Source organism: Tsukamurella sp. 1534, from assembly GCF_000312385.1.
Lineage (GTDB): Bacteria > Actinomycetota > Actinomycetes > Mycobacteriales > Mycobacteriaceae > Tsukamurella.
In genome coordinates this window covers 1,615,510-1,634,672 of sequence record NZ_HE997626.1, presented here as the reverse complement: position 1 = coordinate 1,634,672, position 19,163 = coordinate 1,615,510, and the positions used below count along the sequence as shown (strand labels likewise).

Here is a 19,163-nt window from a genome sequence, read left to right as displayed (position 1 = left end):
CCCGGCCTACCGGTTGACGCAGTCGCCCGTCTGGACCCCGGCGGTCAACCCGGGCGCCGCCTGCAGCGCCGGCTCCACCTGCTTGGCGGTGAGCGCGAACGCGGTGTCCGGATCGTCGACCGCCACGCCGAAGATCACGCCCACCACGTTGCCCTGGCGGTCGAACATGGGTCCGCCCGAGTTGCCCGGGCGCACCTGGCCGCGCAGCAGGTAGACGTCGCGACGCACCTCCGCGTCCCGGTAGATGTTGCGGCCGTCCAGGCTCTGCTGGCTGCGCACCCGCGACGACGACAGCGTGAGCGGCCCCCCGCCCGGATAGCCGAGCACGAACCCCGGATCCCCCGGGTTCGCGCCGTTGAACACGATCCGCAGCGGCTTGGCCTGCATGTTCGGGACGGCGAGCACCGCCACGTCGGTCTGCGGGTCGAAGTAGACGACCTGCGCGCTGTACTTCTTCGTGCCGTCCACGGTCACCTGCACCGTCTGCGTCCCCGCCACGACGTGGGCGTTCGTCACCACCCGGCCGGGTGTCGCGACGAAACCGGAGCCTTCGAGGGCGCGGCCGCAGCCGGGCGCCTGGCCGTCGATCCGCACGACCGAGGACCGCACCCGCTGCACCGCCGGATCGGCGAACTCGACGCGCTCGGGCACGTCCACGTTGACGACGGGGGTCTTCACGAACGGGCCCAGCGCCTGCGGCAGGCCGGAGTCGTCGATGATCGCGGCGAACTTCTGCGGGAGGTCGTCCATCCCGGCGCGCTGCGCGACCTTGTTGACGCCGGAGAGGATCGAGGAGCCGTTGACCGCCCTCGACACGGACGGGGCGGCCGCGGAGGTGAGCGGGATCGCCACCAGCCAGGCCGCGACGAGCAGCGCCCCCACCTGGACGAGGGCCCCCACGCTGGAATCCGCGGCCCGCAGACCCGGCCCGCGGATCGAGCTGCGCACCACCCGGCCGAGCACCATGCCCGAGAGCTCGCCGATGATCACCAGCCCCGCGAGCAGGCCCACACCCAGCAGCACCCGCCCGCGGGCATCGGTGACCGAGCCGAGCACGTGCGGAGCCAGCAGCACGCCGGCGGCGGCGCCCAGCACCACGCCGATGAACGCCAGCACCGACGCGGCTGCACCCTGCCGGTACCCGGACACCGCCGCCACCAGCACGAGCGCGATGACGACGAGATCGACCCACGTCGAGCCCGTCATCGCACGCCCTCCTGCCAGTTCTCGGCGCGCTCGGCGGCGGCCCGGACCTCGTCGGTCAGGGGCCGCACGTCGTCGGTGTCCCAGGGCCGCTCCCAGCCCGCCGCGGCGATGAGCGCGGTCAGCAGGCCTCCCGTGAAGCCCCACACCAGCATCGGGCCGACCGCGAACGCGGGCCCGCGGTAGAACGATTTGCGCACCATGAACCTGTTGGCGGGATCCACCAGCTCGGTCAGCGGCACGCGCCGGACCAGCGCGGTCTCCCCGGTGTCCACGACGCGCACCGTCGACGGGCGGGCGCCGAACGCGATCACGGGGACCACGTCGAACCCGGACACCGGCACCTCGATGGGGTCGAGCGCGGTGAGCACGTCCACCGAGGCCGGGTCCAGGCCCGTCTCCTCCTCGGCCTCGCGCAGCGCGGCGGCCACGTCGTCGGCGTCCTCGGGGTCGCGGGCGCCGCCGGGGAACGCGACCTGGCCCGAGTGCTGGCGCAGCGCCGACGCACGCTGCGTGAGCAGCACCGTCGCGTCCTGAGGCGGGGCGTCGCCGGCGGCCGACGGGTCACCGTCGAACACGATCAGCACGGACGCCCGGCGCGGCTTCCGGACGCGTTGCAGCGCGGCCACGGCGCCGCCGCGGCGCCGCAGCTCGTCGCTGACATCCCCCAGGTTCCCCAGCAGCGGGTCCAGCCACGCCGGGGCGGTCACAGGGCGATCCCCAGCTGATCGCGGACCACCGCGGCCACGTCGTCCGCGGAGGTGAAAGGTCGTGCGTGCACACCGGCCACAGTGCCATCGGCGCGCAACAGAACGGTCACGGGGTACGCGCGCGGGGCGCCGAGCAGTGTCGCGACCCGGGCCCGCGGGTCCTCCACCGTCGGGATCTTCACGTTCAGCTCGGTGAGCAGGTCCAGCGCGAACGCCGGGTTCGGGTCAGCATGCACCGTGAGCACGGACAGCCGATCGCCCGCGCGTCCGGCGAATTCGCCCAGGGCGGGGAGCTCGGTGCGGCAGGGGCCGCACCAGTACGCCCACACGTTCACCAGCGCGGGCTTCCCCGCGAGCGCGGCGCCCACGTCGACGGGGCGGCCGTCGCCGAGGCAGTCGAGGGTGAGCCCGGCGAGCGGGCCCGCGGCGGGGCCGGGGCCCGTCGGGCACGGAGGCAGGGCGGCCCTGCCGCGGGCGGCGCCCAGTTCCCCGGGGCTCACGCTGGCCGACGGTGCGCCGGACGGTTCCGGCGCCGGGCCCCCGTCGCCGGATTCGCGGGGCCAGATCGCGACGCCGAGGGCGAGCGCGAGGACGGCGCACACGATGAGCCAGCGGGTGGTGCCGGAGAGCCGGCCGGGCTTCTCTCCGGGCAGCAGCGGGGTGGGATCGTCGCCGGGTTCGGTGCCGCTCATCGCGGCGCTCCGGCCCGCGGTCGGCGCCGGCGCGGCGGGGCCGGTGCGATCTCCAGGAGGTGCTCCCGCTCGGGGCCCTTGACGAGCTCGGCGGCCTCCACCGGGTCGACGGGGCCGGCCCCGAACGCCGGGCAGTCCTTGGCCAGCACGCATATCCCGCACGCGGGTTTGCGGGCGTGGCAGACGCGGCGGCCGTGGAAGATCACGCGGTGCGACAGCAGCGTCCACTCCTTGCGCGGGATGAGCTCGCCGACGGCGTGCTCGATCTTCACCGGGTCCTTCTCCTCCGTCCACTCCCAGCGGTGCACGAGGCGGCTGAAGTGGGTGTCCACGGTGATGCCAGGCACGTCGAAGGCGTTGCCCAGGATCACGTTCGCCGTCTTGCGGCCGAATCCCGGCAGGGTCACGAGTTCCTTCATGGTGCGCGGGACCTCTCCGTCGAACCTGTCGACGAGGGCCTGCCCGAGGCCCATGATCGACGTGGCCTTGTTGCGGTAGAAGCCCGTCGAGCGGATGTACTCCTCGAGCTCGGCGCGCTGGGCCCCGGCGTAGTCGGCGGCCGTGCGGTACTTCGCGAACAACGCCGGTGTGACTTGATTCACGCGCACGTCGGTGCACTGCGCCGAGAGGATCGTCGCGACCGACAGTTCGAGCGGCGTGGTGAAGTCGAGTTCGCAGTACACGTGCGGAAACGCCGTCGCCAGTGTCCGATTCATCCTGCGGGCGCGACGCACCAGCGCGAGGGGGGACTCCGGCTCCTGGGGCATGGGAACCGATTCTAACGACGTTGCCGTATCCGGTCCGTTGCCGTATCGAGACCTTCGCTGTGTTTACTGTCCGGCATGCAAGGATTGCTCGGGTTGCTGTTCCCGGTGGTACTGATGCTGTTCGCGTTGTTCATGCAACGCGTCGAGTCATCGGTCACCGCCGACAGGCCCGTGCCGGCGCAGCCGGGCGACGACGAGACTCCGGACGTGGAGACCCTCGCGACCATCGGGCTGCCCAAGGCGATCGACAGCCTGAACCTCGACGGCGGCGCCGAGCGCCGCGCGAGCTGAATCTGGGCGCCCCGGGGGCGCCCCGTCGGCGATTCGTAGCCGAGCTCACGGCCGCGGGCTGGTCGGCGTGCTACACACGAGGTGACCGGGTAAGGTTCATTGAGCCGTCTGTGCGATTTCCCACATCGGAACGGACCGGTGCATAGACTCACACAGTCATCAGGAGCGGCGGGAAGCGTCGCGGAATCGGGAAGATCGAGGAAGAGGTACCCCGTGGACGAGGTCCTGGCGCGGGCCGGCATTTTTCAGGGTGTCGAGCCGAGCGCTATCGATGCGCTCACCAAGGATCTGCACGAGGTGGATTACCCCCGTGGTCATGTGATCTTCAACGAGGGCGAGCCCGGCGACCGGCTGTACATCATCCTGTCCGGCAAGGTGAAGCTCGGGCGCCGCTCGCCCGACGGCAGGGAGAACCTGCTGTCGGTGATGGGCCCGTCGGACATGTTCGGTGAGATGTCGATCTTCGACCCGGGCCCCCGTACGTCGAGCGCCACCTGCATCACCGAGGTGCGCGCGATGACGATGGACCGCGAGGCCCTGCGCTCGTGGATCCGCGACCGGCCCGAGATCGCCGAGCAGCTGCTGCGCGTGCTCGCGCGGCGCCTGCGCCGCACCAACAACAACCTGGCGGACCTCATCTTCACGGACGTCCCGGGCCGCGTCGCCAAGCAGCTGCTGCAGCTGGCGCAGCGCTTCGGCACGCACGAGAACGGCGCCCTGCGAGTCACGCACGACCTGACCCAGGAGGAGATCGCCCAGCTCGTGGGCGCCTCCCGCGAGACCGTGAACAAGGCGCTGGCCGATTTCGCGCACCGCGGCTGGCTCCGCCTCGAGGGCAAGTCCGTGGTCATCACGGACAGCGAGCGCCTCGCCCGCCGCGCGCGCTGACCCCGCCCGCGGGCCGAGCCCGAACGCACCGCAGCCCCGCCCCGCCTCCTCGGCGCGGCGGGGCTGCTGCGTTCACCCCTGCTGTTCGGCCAGGTACTCCAGTTGCACCTTGACGGACATCTTCGCCGCGGGCCACGCCTTCTTGGAGACATCGCGGTAGACGTGCTTGACCACCTTCATGGGCTTCGCGTCCTCGGCGGTGACGCCCATCTCGACCAGCGCGTCGCGGACCTGCTGCAGGCGTTCGTGCCGGTGAGTGGTGTAGCCGGCGACGACGGGCGACGCGTCGGGCAGATCGGGGCCGTGCCCCGGAAGCAGGACCCGGCCCGCGGCCACCGTCGCCAGCAGGTCGAGCGAGCCGAGGTAGTCGGCGAGCGTGCCGTCCTTCCCGTCGAGCACCGTCGTGCCGCGCCCGAGGAGGGTGTCACCGGAGACGAGCGCTCCGGGCCCGTCCTCGTCGGCGTGGTCGACCAGGAAGCTCAGCGAGTCCGCCGTGTGGCCCGGGGTGTGCAGCACCCCGATCCGCAGGCCGGCGACGGTGATCGTCTCACCGCCGCGCAGCGGCGTCGCGGTGTTCACGCAGTACTTCGGCGCGTACGCGCGAATGGGGCTGCGGGTGAGCTCCTCCCACCGCTTGAGGCCGCCGGTGTGGTCCTTGTGCCGGTGCGTCACCAGGGTCAGGGCGACGGTGCCCGCCGCCGCCGCGACGCGCTTGAGGTGCTTCTTATCGTCGGGGCCGGGGTCCACGACCACCGACTCCTCCCGCCCCGGCGCCCGCAGGATCCACGTGTTGGTGCCCTCGAGCGTCATCACCGACGGGTTGTCGCAGAGCATCACGGCCGCGTACGGCGTGACCTCGCGCAGCTCCTTCGGGGCGGGATGGCCCGTCATACCTGGACCGTGAGCTCGACCTCGACGGGCGCGCCGAGCGGGAGCTCCGCGACGCCGACGGCGGACCGGACGTGCGTGCCCGCCTCCCCGAAGACCTCCCCGAGGAACAGCGAGGCACCGTTGAGCACGACCGCCTGATCGGAGAACCCGGGCGCGGACGCCACGTAGCCGGTGACCTTGACGATCCGCTTGACCGCGTCGATCCCGACGAGCCCGTGGATGGCCGCGAGGGCGTTGAGGGCGCACTGCCGGGCCGCGAACACCGCGTCGTCCACGTGCACGAGGCCCTCGGCGTTCTCGCTGACCTTGCCGACGGCCGTCAGCTCGCCGTCGCGCAGGGGCAGCTGCCCGGAGGTGTAGACGAAGTCGCCCACCTGCGTGGCCGGCACGTACGCGGCGAGCGGCGGCACGACCTCGGGGAGCGTGACGCCGAGTTCGGCGAGGCGGGCGGACGGCGTGGTCACGACGTGGCCCGCTTCATGTACGCGACGTGCTGCTCGCCGGTGGGGCCGGGCAACACGGTGACCAGCTCCCAGCCGTCGGCGCCCCAGGTGTCGAGGATCTGCTTGGTGGCATGGGTCAGGAGGGGGATGGTGGAGTACTCCCACGTGGTCTTCTCGCTCATGGGTTCACCCTATCCACCCCGCCCCGATACGGCGCGCCCGTGCCCGATCGGGTTCGCGGGGACGGACCGCGAGGTTGCCCCTATCGCAACGTCGTGAACCGGTGGTGTGGATATGCTGCGAACGTGGTGGTGAGCGAGGTGGGCCCGGGAGGGGTCGCACGGGAGGCGGCGACGACCTGGCCCGAGGAGCTCCGCGGTGCGCGGTTGCACTTCGTCTCCGGCAAGGGCGGGACCGGCAAGTCGACGGTGGCGTCCGCCCTGGCCCTGGCCCTGGCTGCGGGCGGGAAACGGGTTCTGCTCGTCGAGGTCGAAGGCCGCGCGGGCATCGCCCCGACCTTCGAGTTGGAGGCCCTTCCGCCGACGGAGTCGAAGATCGCGACGGCGCACGGGGACGGCGAGGTGTACGCCCTGCCGATGGATGTGGAGGCCACGTTCCTCGACTACCTCAAGACGAATTACGGGATGGGCCTCGCGGCGCGGGCGCTGAAGTCGATCGGCGCGATCGAATTCGCGACGACGCTGGCGCCGGGCCTCAAGGACATCCTCATCACCGGCAAGATCATGGAGTGCACGCAGCGCCGCGGGAAGGACGGGCGCTACGCCTACGACGCGGTGGTGGTGGACGCGCCCCCCACGGGCCGGATCGGCAAGTTCCTGGACGTGACCCGCGCGATGAAGGAGATCGCCAAGGCCGGCCCCATCGCCGGCCAGGCCGACCGGGTGGTGCGCCTGCTGCACTCCCCCGACACCGCGATCCACCTGGTGACGCTGCTGGAATCGCTGCCGCTGCAGGAGACCGCGGAGGCGATGCGCGAGCTGCACGAGCTCGATCTGCGGGTGGGCGCCGTCGTGGTGAACCGGACGCTGCCGCAGCTGCTCGACGAGGGCGAGCTCGCCGCGGCCACCGACGGCACCGTCGACGGTCCGGGCGTACGGGCCGCGCTCGCGGACGCCGGGCTGCCGCTCTCGGACGGCGACTTGGCCGGATTGCTCACGGAGACGATCCAGTTCGCCCGGACGGTGCAGGGGCAGGACGAGGCACGGGAGGACCTGGACACGATCGACGCGGCGGGCCGCCTGGAACTGCCGCTGCTCACGGGCGGGGTGGACCTGGGGGGCGTCTACGATCTGGCGCAGGTGCTGGCGGAGGCGGGGGTCAAGTGATCGAACTGAAAATGGGTCCGCAGCTTGTGGATCCGGACACCCGGGTCGTCGTGTGCTGCGGCAGCGGCGGAGTGGGCAAGACCACCACGGCGGCGGCGATGGCGCTGTGGGCCGCCGAACACGGCCGCAGGGTGGTGGTGCTGACGATCGATCCCGCGCGCCGCCTGGCGCAGGCGCTGGGCGTCGCGGACCTGACGAACGAGCCTCAGGCCGTGGAGGTCTCGGGAACCGGGACGCTGCACGCGATGATGCTGGACATGAAGCGCACGTTCGACGACATGGTCACGTCGAACGCGGACGCCGACCGCGCGCGGGAGATCCTGGACAACCCCTTCTATCAGACCGTGGCCTCCTCGTTCTCCGGGACGCAGGAGTACATGGCGATGGAGAAGCTGGGCCAGCTGGTGGGCGACGAGCGCTGGGACCTGGTGGTGGTGGACACGCCGCCGTCGCGCAACGCGCTGGACTTCCTGGACGCGCCCAAGCGCTTCGGGTCCATGCTGGACTCGCGGCTGATGAAGCTGATCGCGGGCCCCACCCGGGGTGTGGGGCGGATGCTGTCCGGCGGGATGGGGCTGGCCCTGAAGCTGGTGTCGACCATCGTGGGCAGCCAGATGCTCTCGGACGCATCCGGTTTCGTATCCCAGATGGACACCCTGATCGGCGGATTCCAGGAGCGGGCGGACCGGACGTACGCGATGCTCGCGCAGCCGAGCACCCGGTTCGTCGTGGTCGCCTCGCCGGAGGAGGACACGCTGCGGGAGGCCACCTACTTCGTGCAGCGCCTCGCGGGCGAGCAGATGCCGCTCGCCGGCCTCATCGTGAACCGCACCCACCCCGGCCTCGCGACCGTGCCGGTCCAGGCAGCGCAGGAGGCCGCCGGGCGCCTGGCCGACGACGGTGCCGGCCGCACCGCCGCGGGCGTCGTGCGGGTGCACGCGTGGCGCGGTGAGATCGCCTCGGGGGAGATCCAGATGCTGGGCGGCTTCGTCGGGGCCAACCCGGAGGTTCCCGTGGTGGGCGTCCCGTCGCTGCCGTTCGAGGTGGCGAGCCTGGAGGCCCTGCAGGCCGTGGCGGAGCAGATCGTCGGGGAGTAGCTCGCCGGACGGGCAGTCGCCGGGCAGAGGAAGGGCCCCGCACCGTCGATGGATGCGAGGCCCTGATGCCCCGTGGAGGGGCGGGGTGAGCGGTCAGCCCGCGGCGACGACGCGCTTGCGCTCGCGCTGGGCTTCGAAGAAGGCGCGCCAGCTGGTGACCTCGGGGTGCTGGCGGAGGAGAGCGCGGCGCTGGCGCTCGGTCATCCCGCCCCAGACGCCGAACTCGACGCGGCTGTCGAGGGCGTCGGCTCCGCATTCGAGCTGGACAGGGCAGTGGCGGCAGATGGTCGCGACCTTGCGCTGCGCGGCCCCGCGGACGAACAACTCGTCGGGGTCCACGTCGCGGCACTTGGCCTTCGACACCCACACGAGGCGATCCTCATCGTCTACCAGTACGCGTGCATTGGTCATCTGACTCCCCTTTCGCCTGAAGCGGCCGAACCCTGGAATCACTCCCGTGCGGGGGTGTGCGGGGGGCCGATCGAGGTGCTCACCACATCGTCTGCAATAGTGTTACCTGAATCACACGGAGGACACAAGTCGAGGACCGAGGGAATTCAGAACGGTGGTCCAAGAAAATCGGCACGCTCGTACCGATCTGCTGGTCGGCGCGTCGGGACCCCGGAATCGTACGGATCGGCACGTATCCTGGTGACCGTGTCGAAACCCGGAGTGATCGCGAAGTTGGCCGGCTGCATCCTGCTCGCCGGACTACTGGTCGCCGGTCTGCTGTTCCCGTACATCGGTGGCCTGGGGTTGGTCTCGAACCGCGCCGCGGACACCGTGGACAACATCAGCTCCGAGTTGCTGGAGGGCCAGGTCCCCGAGGTCACCACGGTCACCGATGCCACGAACGCGCCGATCGCCTACCTCTACGACCAGCGTCGCGTGCAGGTCCCATTCGATCAGATCTCACCGAACATGGTCCGCTCGATCATCTCGATCGAGGACAAACGGTTCATGGATCACGACGGCGTGGACTACCAGGGCACGCTGCGCGCGTTCCTGAAGAACCAGTCCGCGGGCGAGGTGCAGCAGGGCGCGTCGACGCTCGATCAGCAGTACATCAAGAACTACCAACTGCTCGTGCTCGCCAAGACGGACGCGGACCGCCGGGCGGCCACCGAGACGACCCCCGCCCGCAAGCTCCGCGAGGTGCGCATGGCGCTCACCCTCGAGCGAACGCTGAGCGAGCGCGCCAAGGAGGAGCACGGCGTCGACGACGCGCAGGCCAAGGTGATGGCCAAGGAGCAGATCCTGGCGCGCTACCTGAACCTGGTGCCCTTCGGCAACGGCGCGTACGGCATCGAGGTGGCGGCGCAGACCTACTTCGGCAAGCGCGCCTCGCAGCTGAACATCCAGGAGTCGGCGATGCTCGCCGGCATGGTGCAGTCCAGCTCGGCGCTGAACCCGTACACCAACCCCGAGGGCGTCAAGGCGCGGCGCAACGTCGTGCTCGACACCCTGATCGCGAACTTCCCGGACAAGGCGGACGAGTACCGCGCCGCCAAGAACGCGCCGCTCGGGACGCTGCCCCGGCCCAACACGCTGCCGGGCGGCTGCATCTCCGCCGTCGGCGGCCGCGGCTACTTCTGTGACTACGTGCTGCAGTACCTCGCCCAGGCGGGTATCCCCAAGGAACAGGTCATGCGCGGCGGGTACACGATCCGCACGACCCTCGACCCGCGGGTGCAGGACTCGGTGCAGGCGGCCCTGAACTCCACGGCCAGCCCCACCACGCCCAACGTGGCGCAGGTGATGAACGTGCTCAAACCCGGCACCACGTCGCACGACATCCTCGCGATGAACTCCTCCCGCGTGTACGGCCTGGACGTGGACAAGAAGGAGACGGTCCAGCCCGAGCCGTTCGCCCAGCTGGGTGACGGCGCCGGGTCGACGTTCAAGATCTTCACCGTGGCCGCGGCCATGGAGAAGGGGATGGGCATCGACTCCAACGTCCAGGTGCCCAGCACGCTGTCCGTCAAGGGAATGGGCAACGGCGGCCTGGTCGGGTGTCCCGAGGGCTCCTACTGCGTCAAGAACGTGGGCCCCTACCCGTACAGCATGTCGCTCACCCAGGCGCTCGCCACGTCGCCCAACACGCCCTTCGTCAAGATGATGGAGCAGGTGGGGGTGTCGCCGGTCGTCGACATGGCGGTCAAGCTGGGCCTGCGCTCGTACACGCTCCCCGGCAGCTCCGGCTTCGGCACGGACAGCCTCGCCGACATGTTCAAGAAGCAGAACCTGGCCTCGTTCACCCTCGGCCCCACGCAGGTCAGCGCGCTGGAGCTGTCGAACGTCGCGACCACGCTCGCGTCGGGCGGCGTCTGGTGCCCGCCCAATCCGGTCCACGCGATGACCCAGCCCAAGCGCAACAGCGACGGCATCCAGACGGTGGGCCCCGACGGTAAGCCGGAGACCATCCCGGTGCCGTACAAGTCGGAGAAGTGCGAGCAGGTGGTCGACAAGGGCCTCGCCAACACCCTCACGAACGCGCTCAGCCAGGACGACCGGGGCTCCGGCACGTCGGCGGGATCCGCGTCGCGCGCGGGGTGGACGCTGCCGCTGGCCGGTAAGACCGGTACCACCGAGACCTTCCGCTCCTCGGCCTTCCTGGCATACACCAACCAGTACGCCGGCGCCAGCTACGTCTACAACGACGGCGACTCCCCCGGCCCCATCTGCACCAGCCCGCTGCGGTCGTGCGGTGAGGGCAACGTCTACGGCGGCAACGAACCGGCCCTGGCCTGGTACAACGGTCTCAAACCGGTCTCCACGCAGTTCGGCCCGGTGAGCCTGCCGCCCGTCGACCCGAAGTACAAGGACGGCTTCGGCCCCGGCAAGGTCCCGAACGTCACGGGCCTCAACGTCAACTCGGCCAAGTCGCGCTTGGAGAGCGCCGGGTTCAAGACCTCGGTCAACTACGTCGACAACGCGGCGGCGAAGGACACCGTCGTGTCGACGGCCCCGTCCGGGTTCACCCAACCGGGCTCGACGGTGACGATGAACGTCTCGAACGGGATCGCCCCGGCGCCGACGACCTCGTCGGGCCCGCCGGTGCAGAACGGACCGGGCGGCACGACGATCACCATCCCCGGCTTCGGCCAGTTCACCATCCCCGGCGCGGGTGGGCAGGGCGGCGGCCCCGTCCAGCCGCCTCAGCCCGGGCCCGGGAACTGACGCGGCCCGGCGATGATCCCGTGGCGGAAGGCTGCGTCGCACGGTGACGAGCTGATCGACAAACCGCGCTGAGGGAGTTACGCAATCGCATTGTGCGAGCGGCGCAGCGGTCCGTGTCTCCCTACTGTGAGGTGAGGGGCAACCCCGCGGCGCCGGCTGGCACCGCGTCCTCCGACGGAAGGATCGTCGTGCCCACCAACCCCTTCGCCGAGATCGTCGACCGGCAGCGCGCGCATTTCCACACCGACGTCACCCGCTCTCTCGAATGGCGCATGGACCAGCTGGGCCGGATGCAGCGGATGCTCTCCGAGAACCAGGACGATTGGACCGCAGCCCTGTACCAGGACTTCCGGAAGCCGCCGTTCGAGCAGCTCTTCGAGATCACCGTGCCGACCGGCGTGATCGAGTACTACCGGAACAATCTGGCCGAGCTCATGGAGCCGGAGCGAGTGGCCATTCCACCGGGTTTGGAGGCGATCGGGAACAGCGGCGTGATCCACCGCGAGCCGTACGGGGTGACGCTCGTGATCGGCCCGTTCAACGCACCGATCCTGCTGCTGCTCGATCCCGCGATCGCCGCGCTCGCAGCCGGCAACACCGTTGTCCTCAAGCCCGCCAACACCACTCCGGCCACCGCGGCACTCTTCGCGAAGCTGATCCCGCAGTACTTCGAACCGGAGGACGTGGCGGTGGTGACGGGCGGACGGCAGGAGATCAGCGCCCTGCTGGATCTGCACTTCGACTTCATCTTCTTCACCGGCAGCTCGGCCGTCGGCAAGGTGGTGATGCGCGCCGCCGCGGAGAACCTGACGCCGGTGCTGCTCGAATTGGGCGGCCAGAACCCGACTCTCGTGGACGCCACCGCGAATCTGGATCAGGCGGCGGACCGCATCGCGTGGGGGCACAACGCCATCTCCGGCCAGTGGTGCATCGCCCCCGGCTATGTGTGCGTGGAGGATGCGGTCGCCGATGAGTTCGTGGAGAAGCTGTGCGCGTCGATCACCCGGATGTACGGGACCGACCCACAGGCCAGCCCGGATCTGGCCCGAATGATCAGCGAGCACGACACCGAGCGCGTCGCCGGGTACATCCTGCCCGAGAAGACCGTCCTGGGAGGACGTTCCGACGTCCCGGATCGGTACGTGGAGCCGACGGTGCTGTACCCGTCGGACTGGGACGATCCCGCGATGCAGCAGGAGGTGTTCGGGCCGGTGCTGCCCGTGCTGCGATACTCCAGCCTCGACGAGGTGATCGGCCGGATCCGCGCGCTGCCGCGCCCGTTGGCCGCGTACATCTTCAGCACGGACGAGCCGACGATCGATCGCGTGCTGCGGTCCGTGTCGTTCGGCGGCGGCTGCATCAATCAGACGAACCTGCACTGCTGGATCGACGCCCTGCCGTTCGGCGGCGTCGGCAACAGTGGGATGGGGAAGTACTACGGCAAGGCCGGATTCGACGCGCTGAGCAACACCAAGTCGCTCCTCGTGGGCGATCCGGACCGCCCGATCGACGTGTTCCCGCCGTATCAGGGCAAGGACCTGACGGCCGCGCTGTCGCTGTTCAGCGGCTGAGCCCTCAGCCCAGGCTGTCGATGACCTTCGTCATGCGCGACTGGAGGCGGCGCAGTTGCAGCCCCTGATCGTCGAGGCGGCGGGCGATTGAGTTCACCGCGTCGCACGAGCCGGTCTCGTGCAGGCTGCGGGCGTCGATCTGGAGGTCGTCGCCGGTCCGCCCGATGGAGGCGGCGATGCGCGTGAGTTGGGCGGTGAGATCGTCGAGTTCGCTGCGGACGGTGCCTGCGGGCCCCATGGTGGTGTCCCTCTCTGCTGCGCCCCGGGTGGGCGTTCGCCTGCACAGTAGGACGTGACGCCCGTCACGACGCCGAATGGCAGGTGTCTGTCGCGTGACCGTTGCGCGACGGCTTGATGCCGCGCCGGACGTCATTCCCCGAAGGCGCCGTGTCGCCCCGCGCCGCCCGCGAATCGGGCGGCGCCGGCGATGGCACCGTCGGACAGCGAGCCGCGGCCGTAGCGGTGCTCGACCCCGAGGGCCTCCTCCTCGGTGCGCCCCTCCCCCTCGAGCATCGACAGCCGGTCGTTGCGCATGCAGGTCTGCGGGAACTGCGCGAGCCGGGTTCCGAGCTCGACGGCGGCCTCCAGGGCGGTGCCCGCGGGGACGACGCGGTTGACCAGGCCCATCGCCTCGGCCTCGGCGGCGTCCACGGGGCGGCCGGTGAGGATCAGGTCCATCGCGCGGCTCGCGCCGATCAGGCGCGGCAGCCGCACCGTTCCGCCGTCGATGAGCGGCACACCCCACCGGCGGCAGAACACGCCGAGCACGGCGTCGTCCGCCGCCACCCGCAGGTCGGCCCAGATCGCGAGTTCCAGGCCGCCGGCGACGGCGTGCCCCTCGATCGCGGCGACCACGGGCTTGCCCAGCCGGAGGCGGCTGACGCCCATGGGGGCGTCCCCGTCGGGCTCGAACCGGTTCGGCCGGCCCTCCGCGACGGCCTTGAGATCGGCTCCGGCGCAGAAGGTTCCGCCGCGTCCGTGCAGGACGGCGACCGCGGAGCCCTCGTCGGCGTCGAAGGCACGGAAGGCGGCGGCGAGGGCTTCGGCCGTGTCCCTGTCGACGGCGTTGCGCACCGCGGGGCGGTCGATCTCGATGACGGTCACGGGTCCGCGGGTGCTGACGGCGACGGTGCTCATGGCTTCTCCCTCAGTGATTCTCGGTCAGGACTTCTCCGGTCCGTGCACGGCGGATCCTGTCGCGACGCCCGTCACGCTGCAGACGCCGAACCGGCCGTGGCGGTCGAACATGCTCGCGGAGGCGGCGCTCACCCCGTCCACGAGGAGGTGCTGGTCGGCCTCGAGTCCGATCTCGTCGCCGATCGGGGCGCGCGCCAGCGCCATCGAGACGTCGCCGTTGATGGTCTGGACCCCGCCGGTGCCCATCCCGGTGACGAGGTTCGTGCAGTCCGAGACCATCGCGGCGCGGGCGAACGGCGTGGTCTCCTCCCCGTCGAGCACCCGCCACCCGACGGTCCACAGCCGCTTGCGATCCGGGGTGTTCCACCGGGCTCCGCCCTCGAAGGGCGCGTAGTCGCCGTCGCCGGCGGCCATCGACAACCGGTACTCGTTCGACGGTGCCGGCGCGGGTTCGTCCGGGTCGCTCCAGGCGTGCCCGTCGGGCTGGGGCGCGCGGTGGTAGAACGTCGCGGACGCGCGGACGACGGTGGTGTCGTTCTGCACGATCTCGGCCTCCGCCACGCGGATCCGGCGCCCGGAGCGGACCAGCCGGGTGCGCACGTCGACGTGGCCCGCGCGGACCATCCGGAACAGGTCGCAGTGCCAGCGGGCGGGCACCAGCCCCTCGCCGAACGCACCGTCGAGGACCTGCGCGAGCAGGCCGGCCACCGCCGGGCCGGCCAGTGTGCCGGGAGCCCACCGCCCCTCCGCCGCGGGCAACGAGGAGAAGCCCTCGCCGTCGCGGATGAATTGGGGGCTGACCTGCTGCGGATTCACCTCTATGGGTCTACCAGGTGCGTCCCGGGCGGCCGCGTCGCGGGTCAGCACCCGAGCTGATCGGCGAGGTCGTCCATGCCGGTGGCGTGGAACTCGTCGAGGGGTTCGCGCTGTTCCGGCTTGGCCATCGGACCCCACTCGCGGGGACGTTCGATGTACGCGGTGCGCAGTCCGCAGCCGCGGGCGGCGGCGAGGTCCGAGGCGTGGGTGGCCACCATGAGCACCTCGTCGGGTCGTACCCGCATCAGCTCGGCGAGGCCGAGATAGACCTGCGGCGCCGGCTTGTAGTGGCGCCACAGGTCGGCGCCGCCGATGAAATCCCAATCGAACCCGTTGTGCTTGGCCATCTCGGTGAGCAGGGCGACGTTGCCGTTGCTGAGCGCGGTCACCACGTAGCGGGTCTTGAGCCTGCGGATGGCGTCGGCGGCGTCGGGCCAGCCGGGGATGACGTGCCAGGCGTGGACGGCGTGGTCGAGTTGCTCCGCGCTCGCCTCGATCCCGTGCCGGTCGCGCAGGATGGCGTCCAGTTCGGTGCGGTGCAGGTCGTCGAGGAGGGCCCAGGGACGTTCGCCGGACTCCACCTCCGCGAGGGCGGGGCTGTACCGGAGTCGCCACGCCAGGGCGAGCTGCGCGGCGTCGACCCCGGGAAAGGTCTCGGCGAGGACCGCGGTGACGCCGGTGTGCCAGTCGGTGACGGTGCCGAACGTGTCGAACGCGAGGACCTTGATCCGGGACATGACGCGATCCTCGCAGACCCGTCCCGGCCGCGGGCGGTGTGCGCCGGAAACCTAGGGGAGGACGCGGATCCGCTGCATCATGTCGTGGTCCTCGTGCTCCAGGTTGTGGCAGTGCCACACGTAGCCGCGCACCGCCTCGTGCGGCGTCCCGTCCGTGTCGTGCCCTCCGCCGTGCCCGCCGCCGTGTGGTCCGGCCCCGGTCCCGTTTCCCGCTCCGTGTCCGGACATCCGGACCACTTCGGCGTCGCCGGGGACGGGAATCGGCGCGTCCGGGTCGAAGCCGAGGTCGTCCGCGCTCGGCCAGAACACCAGGATCGAGGTCACGGACTGGGCGGGGCAGGTGACGGTGTCCTTCCAGCCCGCCTCCCATGCGGGCGCGGGTTCCAGTTCGTCGGCGAATCCCTCGACGGGCGGGGCCCATCGGGTGCCGAACGGCGGGACGGGGTGGACGAGCATGTACTGCGCCGCCCGCAGCCGGCCGCGTCCGATCACCAGGAACCGCGCGAGGTGCACGTGGACGGGGTGCTCGAAGTCGGTGACGTTGGCGATGTCCCAGCGTTCGACGGTGCCCGCGCGGGCCCGGTCCACGTCGTCGGACATGAACGGCAGGTTGTTCAGCGTGAGCATGGTCGGGACGAGGGACGCGATCCTGGGGAGGTCGAATTCGTAGGTGAGGGTGACCGTTCGGGTGCGGTCGGGCCGCACGCGGGAGGGCCGCTCGATGCGCGGCAGCCGCGCGCCGTCGCGGAGCACCGGGTGCACGCGCGGAACGGGTTCCGTCGCTTCGCCGACCACCCGGAACCGGATGATCTCGCGCAGGTCCGGCGTCATGAGGATGTTGTTGCCGACGCTGTTCTCGGCGGTGTTGATCAGGTCCACGGTGTCGCCCACCCGGTAGCGGCGGAAGTCGACGAGCAGGTCGATCCGTTCTCCGGGACCGAGTTTCACGGTGTCGGCGTCCACCGGCTCGTTGAGCAGGCCCTGGTCTCCGCCGATCACGGTGAGGTCGTGTCCGGGGCTGTCGAGGCCCAGCCGGTAGGTGCGGGTGTTGGCGGCGATCACGATGCGCAGGCGGTAGACGGTGCGCCGCACGTCGAGCCGGGGCCAGGCGGTGCCGTTGACCACGGCCACGTCGCCCATGAGGCCCTGCTGGTCGTAGCCCGGCGGGAACGGGGTGACCATCTTCGGCTGCGGGCTGCCGTCCGGGTTGATCATGAGATCCTGTATCAGTAACGGGATCTCGTACTCGCCGGCGGGGAGACCGAGGGGGTTTCCCGGGCGCCCGGTGTCCAGATCGTCCCGCACGTAGTAGCCGCCGGCGAGCCCGGCCTGCACGTTGAGACGGGTGATCCCCATGGCGTGGTCGTGGTACCAGAGGGTGCCTGCCTCGTGCCGGATCCGGTAGCGGTTGCGCTGCACACCGCCGTTGCGCCAGTTGATCATCGGGTGCCCGTCGGATTCCGGTGCGGTCTCGGCGCCGTGCAGGTGCACGGTGAATCGCGGGTCCACCTTGTCCCGTTCCGTGGTGCCGCCGATGCCGACCTCCACCGATGTTGCGAGCGGGTGCACGCCGAGCGCGTTGACGAAGGTGACATCGGTGACGCGGCCGGACCGGGCCTCGAGGACGGGCCCGAGCACACCGTCGTGGAAGCCCCACAGCCGCGTGGCCGGAAGGTCCCGGTGGTAGCGGTGGCGCACGGGCCGGGCGGTGAGCCGCGCACCGTCGGCCGCGATCACGGGCGGGACGGCCAACGCGTCGACGAACTTCCGCAGGACCGGTGAGCGGTGGTAGAAGCCGGGCGGGCCGCCGGGGAACACCGGCCGCATGTCCGGCACGGGCACCGGGATCGGCGGGATCGGCGGCGCGGGGACGGGCGGCAGGGCCCGCGCCTCGGCGCCGCAGAGCGTCGCGGTGAACGCCGCCAGGGCGGAGCGGAGCACCGTGCGTCGGCTGGGCATGGGCCCCGGACGCTACCCCGGTCCGCGCACGCGACCGAGCGGTTCGGCGGGAACGGCAACCCTGGTCCACCTGTGGATTCCGGCTTCGGTGCGTTCCGCCCGTGTCGCGCGGGGCTGGCCACGGCGGGCCGGGTGGGGTACCAAGAAGGGACGAGACCCGAGGAGACCGGTGATGGGCGATTCCCTGTTCGTGAAGGTGTGGCCGGCGATCGTGCGGAACGAGCCGCCGCTGATCGGCGAGCTGCGGCGGCGCAACCTGGCAGGGCTCGCCGGCAGGGTCCTCGAGATCGGCGCCGGAACCGGCACGAACTTCCCGCTGTACCCGCCGGAGGTGACGTCCGTCGTGGCGCTGGAGCCCGCGGAGGGGCTGCGGGTCCGGGCCGAGCGCGCGGCGACGGACGGGCGGTTCGAGGTGCGGCCCGAGCGACTCGACGAGTTCACCTCCGCCGAGCCGTTCGACGCCGCCGTGTTCAGTCTCGTACTGTGCTCGCTCCCGGGCCCGGAAGCCGCCGTCGCGCAGGTCCGTTCGCTCCTGCGCCCCGACGGTGAGCTGCGCTTCCTCGAGCACGTCTCCGCCGAGGGCGGGATGCTGGAGGGCCTGCAGAAGCTGGTCGACGGGACGTTCTGGCCCAGACTGTTCGGCAACTGCCACACCCATCGGGACGCCGCCGGCATGATCCGGTCGGCGGGGTTCACGATCTCCGCCGTCGAGGACCGGATGCTCGCGCCCGCGTGGGCGCCGGTGCCGTCCTCTCCCCTCGTTCTCGGCCGCGCGACGGCCTGACCGCGGCCCCTCGGGTAACGCCGCCGGGAGCCCGGGGCGACATTCCGGTGTCGACACTTGTTCGCAGCGTTGAGCCTCACAGCGCGTATCCACGGCCATCCCTACTCGAGAAGAGGCGATCGATGACGAAGCAGTTCGTGCGCACGCTGGTTTCCGCGGCCCTCGGCCTGACGGTGCTCTCCGGGGCCGCGTGCTCGAACGACACCGGCGGCACACCGGCTCCCGAGACGGCGTCGATCACCGCGTCGAATCCGGCGTCGGTCCAGACCGGGACCGTCGAGACGCACGCCCCGGAAGCGCCCGCCACGAAACACACGCCGGCGCAGCGGCCGACGACCAAGCCGAGACAACCCGAGCCCGGCCCGACCACGCCGGCGCAGGAGGCTCGCCGCTGCACCGACCGGATCAATTACGCGGGCGACCCGCGATCCAACGCCGAGATCAACTCCATCGGCGAACGCACCGGCAAGTGCCCGCCGCCGATCGAGAAGGAGACGGCGAAGTGCACTGATCAGATCAACTACGCGGGCGATCCCCGCTCCAACGCCGAGATCAACTCCATCGGCGAACGCACCGGAAAGTGCCCGCCCCCGAAGAAGGCACCGTCGTCCAATTGACGAGAACTGCGGACCGGACCGGCCCGTGGAGTCA

At 71.0% G+C, this 19,163-nt stretch carries 21 protein-coding genes; 8 read left to right on the top strand and 13 right to left on the bottom strand.

The features are described from left to right. Nucleotides 1–6: 6 nt before the first annotated feature. Genes BN39_RS07945 through nth form a run of 4 tightly spaced genes read right to left on the bottom strand, consistent with a single transcriptional unit; the run spans nt 7 to nt 3,372 of the window. Nucleotides 7–1,206 carry a MarP family serine protease gene (locus BN39_RS07945; protein ID WP_019201848.1) on the bottom strand — a complete coding sequence of 400 codons (1,200 nt, stop codon included), beginning with the start codon at nt 1,204–1,206 and terminating at the stop codon, nt 7–9. Beyond that, entirely contained in the window at nt 1,203–1,913 is a 711-nt protein-coding gene (locus BN39_RS07940) for a CoA pyrophosphatase (RefSeq protein WP_019201847.1), read from the bottom strand. Before BN39_RS07940 ends, BN39_RS07945 begins: the two co-directional genes overlap by 4 nt. Beyond that, complete coding sequence (locus tag BN39_RS07935) at nt 1,910–2,605, bottom strand: TlpA disulfide reductase family protein (protein ID WP_019201846.1); 696 nt, start codon at nt 2,603–2,605, stop codon at nt 1,910–1,912. Before BN39_RS07935 ends, BN39_RS07940 begins: the two co-directional genes overlap by 4 nt. Next, the gene (gene nth / locus BN39_RS07930) at nt 2,602–3,372 is read right to left on the bottom strand and encodes an endonuclease III (protein ID WP_081585958.1); all 771 of its coding nucleotides are present in this window, start codon (nt 3,370–3,372) and stop codon (nt 2,602–2,604) included. Before nth ends, BN39_RS07935 begins: the two co-directional genes overlap by 4 nt. Before the next feature lie 75 nt (nt 3,373–3,447). On the opposite strand from nth, the gene BN39_RS07925 reads away from it, so the two are divergent. Further along, nucleotides 3,448–3,663 carry a hypothetical protein gene (locus tag BN39_RS07925; protein ID WP_148281440.1) on the top strand — a complete coding sequence of 72 codons (216 nt, stop codon included), beginning with the start codon at nt 3,448–3,450 and terminating at the stop codon, nt 3,661–3,663. A gap of 213 nt (nt 3,664–3,876) precedes the next feature. Further along, nucleotides 3,877–4,551 carry a Crp/Fnr family transcriptional regulator gene (locus BN39_RS07920; protein WP_019201843.1) on the top strand — a complete coding sequence of 225 codons (675 nt, stop codon included), beginning with the start codon at nt 3,877–3,879 and terminating at the stop codon, nt 4,549–4,551. A gap of 72 nt (nt 4,552–4,623) precedes the next feature. Here BN39_RS07920 and BN39_RS07915 read toward each other — a convergent pair whose 3' ends face one another. The 3 genes from BN39_RS07915 to BN39_RS22975 are packed head-to-tail and all read right to left on the bottom strand — an operon-like array spanning nt 4,624 to nt 6,067. Beyond that, nucleotides 4,624–5,442: an MBL fold metallo-hydrolase gene (locus tag BN39_RS07915; RefSeq protein WP_019201842.1), complete on the bottom strand. Its 819-nt coding sequence runs from the start codon at nt 5,440–5,442 to the stop codon at nt 4,624–4,626. Further along, nucleotides 5,439–5,906, bottom strand: coding sequence for a RidA family protein (locus BN39_RS07910; RefSeq protein ID WP_019201841.1), 468 nt, complete (start codon nt 5,904–5,906; stop codon nt 5,439–5,441). Before BN39_RS07910 ends, BN39_RS07915 begins: the two co-directional genes overlap by 4 nt. Continuing rightward, nucleotides 5,903–6,067 carry a DUF4177 domain-containing protein gene (locus tag BN39_RS22975; RefSeq protein WP_019201840.1) on the bottom strand — a complete coding sequence of 55 codons (165 nt, stop codon included), beginning with the start codon at nt 6,065–6,067 and terminating at the stop codon, nt 5,903–5,905. The genes BN39_RS07910 and BN39_RS22975 overlap by 4 nt, the downstream gene beginning before the upstream one ends. Nucleotides 6,068–6,190: 123 nt before the next feature. Between BN39_RS22975 and BN39_RS07905 the strand changes: the two genes are divergently transcribed. Further along, nucleotides 6,191–7,231, top strand: a complete 1,041-nt coding sequence (locus tag BN39_RS07905) for an ArsA-related P-loop ATPase (protein WP_019201839.1) — start codon at nt 6,191–6,193, stop codon at nt 7,229–7,231. Nucleotides 7,232–7,242: 11 nt separating this feature from the next. Continuing rightward, nucleotides 7,243–8,328 (top strand): ArsA family ATPase, encoded by a 1,086-nt coding sequence (locus BN39_RS07900; protein WP_040766023.1) that lies wholly within the window; start codon nt 7,243–7,245, stop codon nt 8,326–8,328. Nucleotides 8,329–8,421: 93 nt separating this feature from the next. Here the strand turns inward: BN39_RS07900 and BN39_RS07895 are convergent, their stop codons facing one another. After that, entirely contained in the window at nt 8,422–8,739 is a 318-nt protein-coding gene (locus tag BN39_RS07895; RefSeq protein ID WP_040766020.1) for a WhiB family transcriptional regulator, read from the bottom strand. 246 nt (nt 8,740–8,985) lie between these two features. Here BN39_RS07895 and BN39_RS07890 point away from each other — a divergent pair, with 246 nt between their 5' ends. Then, nucleotides 8,986–11,508, top strand: coding sequence for a transglycosylase domain-containing protein (locus tag BN39_RS07890; protein ID WP_040766947.1), 2,523 nt, complete (start codon nt 8,986–8,988; stop codon nt 11,506–11,508). Nucleotides 11,509–11,696: 188 nt separating this feature from the next. Next, entirely contained in the window at nt 11,697–13,079 is a 1,383-nt protein-coding gene (locus BN39_RS07885; RefSeq protein ID WP_019201835.1) for an aldehyde dehydrogenase family protein, read from the top strand. A gap of 4 nt (nt 13,080–13,083) precedes the next feature. On the opposite strand, the gene BN39_RS07880 is transcribed toward BN39_RS07885, so the two are convergent. The 5 genes from BN39_RS07880 to BN39_RS07860 form a co-directional block, all read right to left on the bottom strand. Continuing rightward, nucleotides 13,084–13,317 carry a hypothetical protein gene (locus tag BN39_RS07880; RefSeq protein ID WP_019201834.1) on the bottom strand — a complete coding sequence of 78 codons (234 nt, stop codon included), beginning with the start codon at nt 13,315–13,317 and terminating at the stop codon, nt 13,084–13,086. A gap of 131 nt (nt 13,318–13,448) precedes the next feature. Beyond that, nucleotides 13,449–14,216, bottom strand: a complete 768-nt coding sequence (locus BN39_RS07875) for a crotonase/enoyl-CoA hydratase family protein (protein WP_019201833.1) — start codon at nt 14,214–14,216, stop codon at nt 13,449–13,451. A gap of 24 nt (nt 14,217–14,240) precedes the next feature. Beyond that, complete coding sequence (locus tag BN39_RS07870) at nt 14,241–15,032, bottom strand: acyl-CoA thioesterase domain-containing protein (RefSeq protein ID WP_019201832.1); 792 nt, start codon at nt 15,030–15,032, stop codon at nt 14,241–14,243. Nucleotides 15,033–15,076: 44 nt separating this feature from the next. Continuing rightward, on the bottom strand, nt 15,077–15,769 hold the full coding sequence (locus BN39_RS07865) for a haloacid dehalogenase type II (RefSeq protein WP_019201831.1): 693 nt from the start codon (nt 15,767–15,769) through the stop codon (nt 15,077–15,079). 51 nt (nt 15,770–15,820) lie between these two features. Next, nucleotides 15,821–17,728, bottom strand: coding sequence for a multicopper oxidase family protein (locus tag BN39_RS07860; RefSeq protein ID WP_019201830.1), 1,908 nt, complete (start codon nt 17,726–17,728; stop codon nt 15,821–15,823). A gap of 172 nt (nt 17,729–17,900) precedes the next feature. On the opposite strand from BN39_RS07860, the gene BN39_RS07855 reads away from it, so the two are divergent. Continuing rightward, a complete protein-coding gene (locus BN39_RS07855) occupies nt 17,901–18,512 on the top strand; it encodes a class I SAM-dependent methyltransferase (RefSeq protein WP_019201829.1) in 612 nt (203 codons plus the stop codon). 122 nt (nt 18,513–18,634) lie between these two features. Continuing rightward, nucleotides 18,635–19,129 (top strand): hypothetical protein, encoded by a 495-nt coding sequence (locus tag BN39_RS07850; RefSeq protein ID WP_019201828.1) that lies wholly within the window; start codon nt 18,635–18,637, stop codon nt 19,127–19,129. The last annotated feature ends 34 nt before the right edge of the window (nt 19,130–19,163 follow it).

Bases quoted from the DNA above. Each gene is read 5' to 3' on its own strand.
- BN39_RS07945 (WP_019201848.1), bottom strand. From the start codon at position 1,206: ATGACGGGCTCGACGTGGGTCGATCTCGTCGTCATCGCGCTCGTGCTG.
- BN39_RS07935 (WP_019201846.1), bottom strand. From the start codon at position 2,605: ATGAGCGGCACCGAACCCGGCGACGATCCCACCCCGCTGCTGCCCGGA.
- nth (WP_081585958.1), bottom strand. From the start codon at position 3,372: ATGCCCCAGGAGCCGGAGTCCCCCCTCGCGCTGGTGCGTCGCGCCCGC.
- BN39_RS07925 (WP_148281440.1), top strand. From the start codon at position 3,448: ATGCAAGGATTGCTCGGGTTGCTGTTCCCGGTGGTACTGATGCTGTTC.
- BN39_RS07915 (WP_019201842.1), bottom strand. From the start codon at position 5,442: ATGACGGGCCATCCCGCCCCGAAGGAGCTGCGCGAGGTCACGCCGTAC.
- BN39_RS22975 (WP_019201840.1), bottom strand. From the start codon at position 6,067: ATGAGCGAGAAGACCACGTGGGAGTACTCCACCATCCCCCTCCTGACC.
- BN39_RS07900 (WP_040766023.1), top strand. From the start codon at position 7,243: ATGGGTCCGCAGCTTGTGGATCCGGACACCCGGGTCGTCGTGTGCTGC.
- BN39_RS07895 (WP_040766020.1), bottom strand. From the start codon at position 8,739: ATGACCAATGCACGCGTACTGGTAGACGATGAGGATCGCCTCGTGTGG.
- BN39_RS07880 (WP_019201834.1), bottom strand. From the start codon at position 13,317: ATGGGGCCCGCAGGCACCGTCCGCAGCGAACTCGACGATCTCACCGCC.
- BN39_RS07875 (WP_019201833.1), bottom strand. From the start codon at position 14,216: ATGAGCACCGTCGCCGTCAGCACCCGCGGACCCGTGACCGTCATCGAG.
- BN39_RS07865 (WP_019201831.1), bottom strand. From the start codon at position 15,769: ATGTCCCGGATCAAGGTCCTCGCGTTCGACACGTTCGGCACCGTCACC.
- BN39_RS07860 (WP_019201830.1), bottom strand. From the start codon at position 17,728: ATGCCCAGCCGACGCACGGTGCTCCGCTCCGCCCTGGCGGCGTTCACC.
- BN39_RS07855 (WP_019201829.1), top strand. From the start codon at position 17,901: ATGGGCGATTCCCTGTTCGTGAAGGTGTGGCCGGCGATCGTGCGGAAC.
- BN39_RS07850 (WP_019201828.1), top strand. From the start codon at position 18,635: ATGACGAAGCAGTTCGTGCGCACGCTGGTTTCCGCGGCCCTCGGCCTG.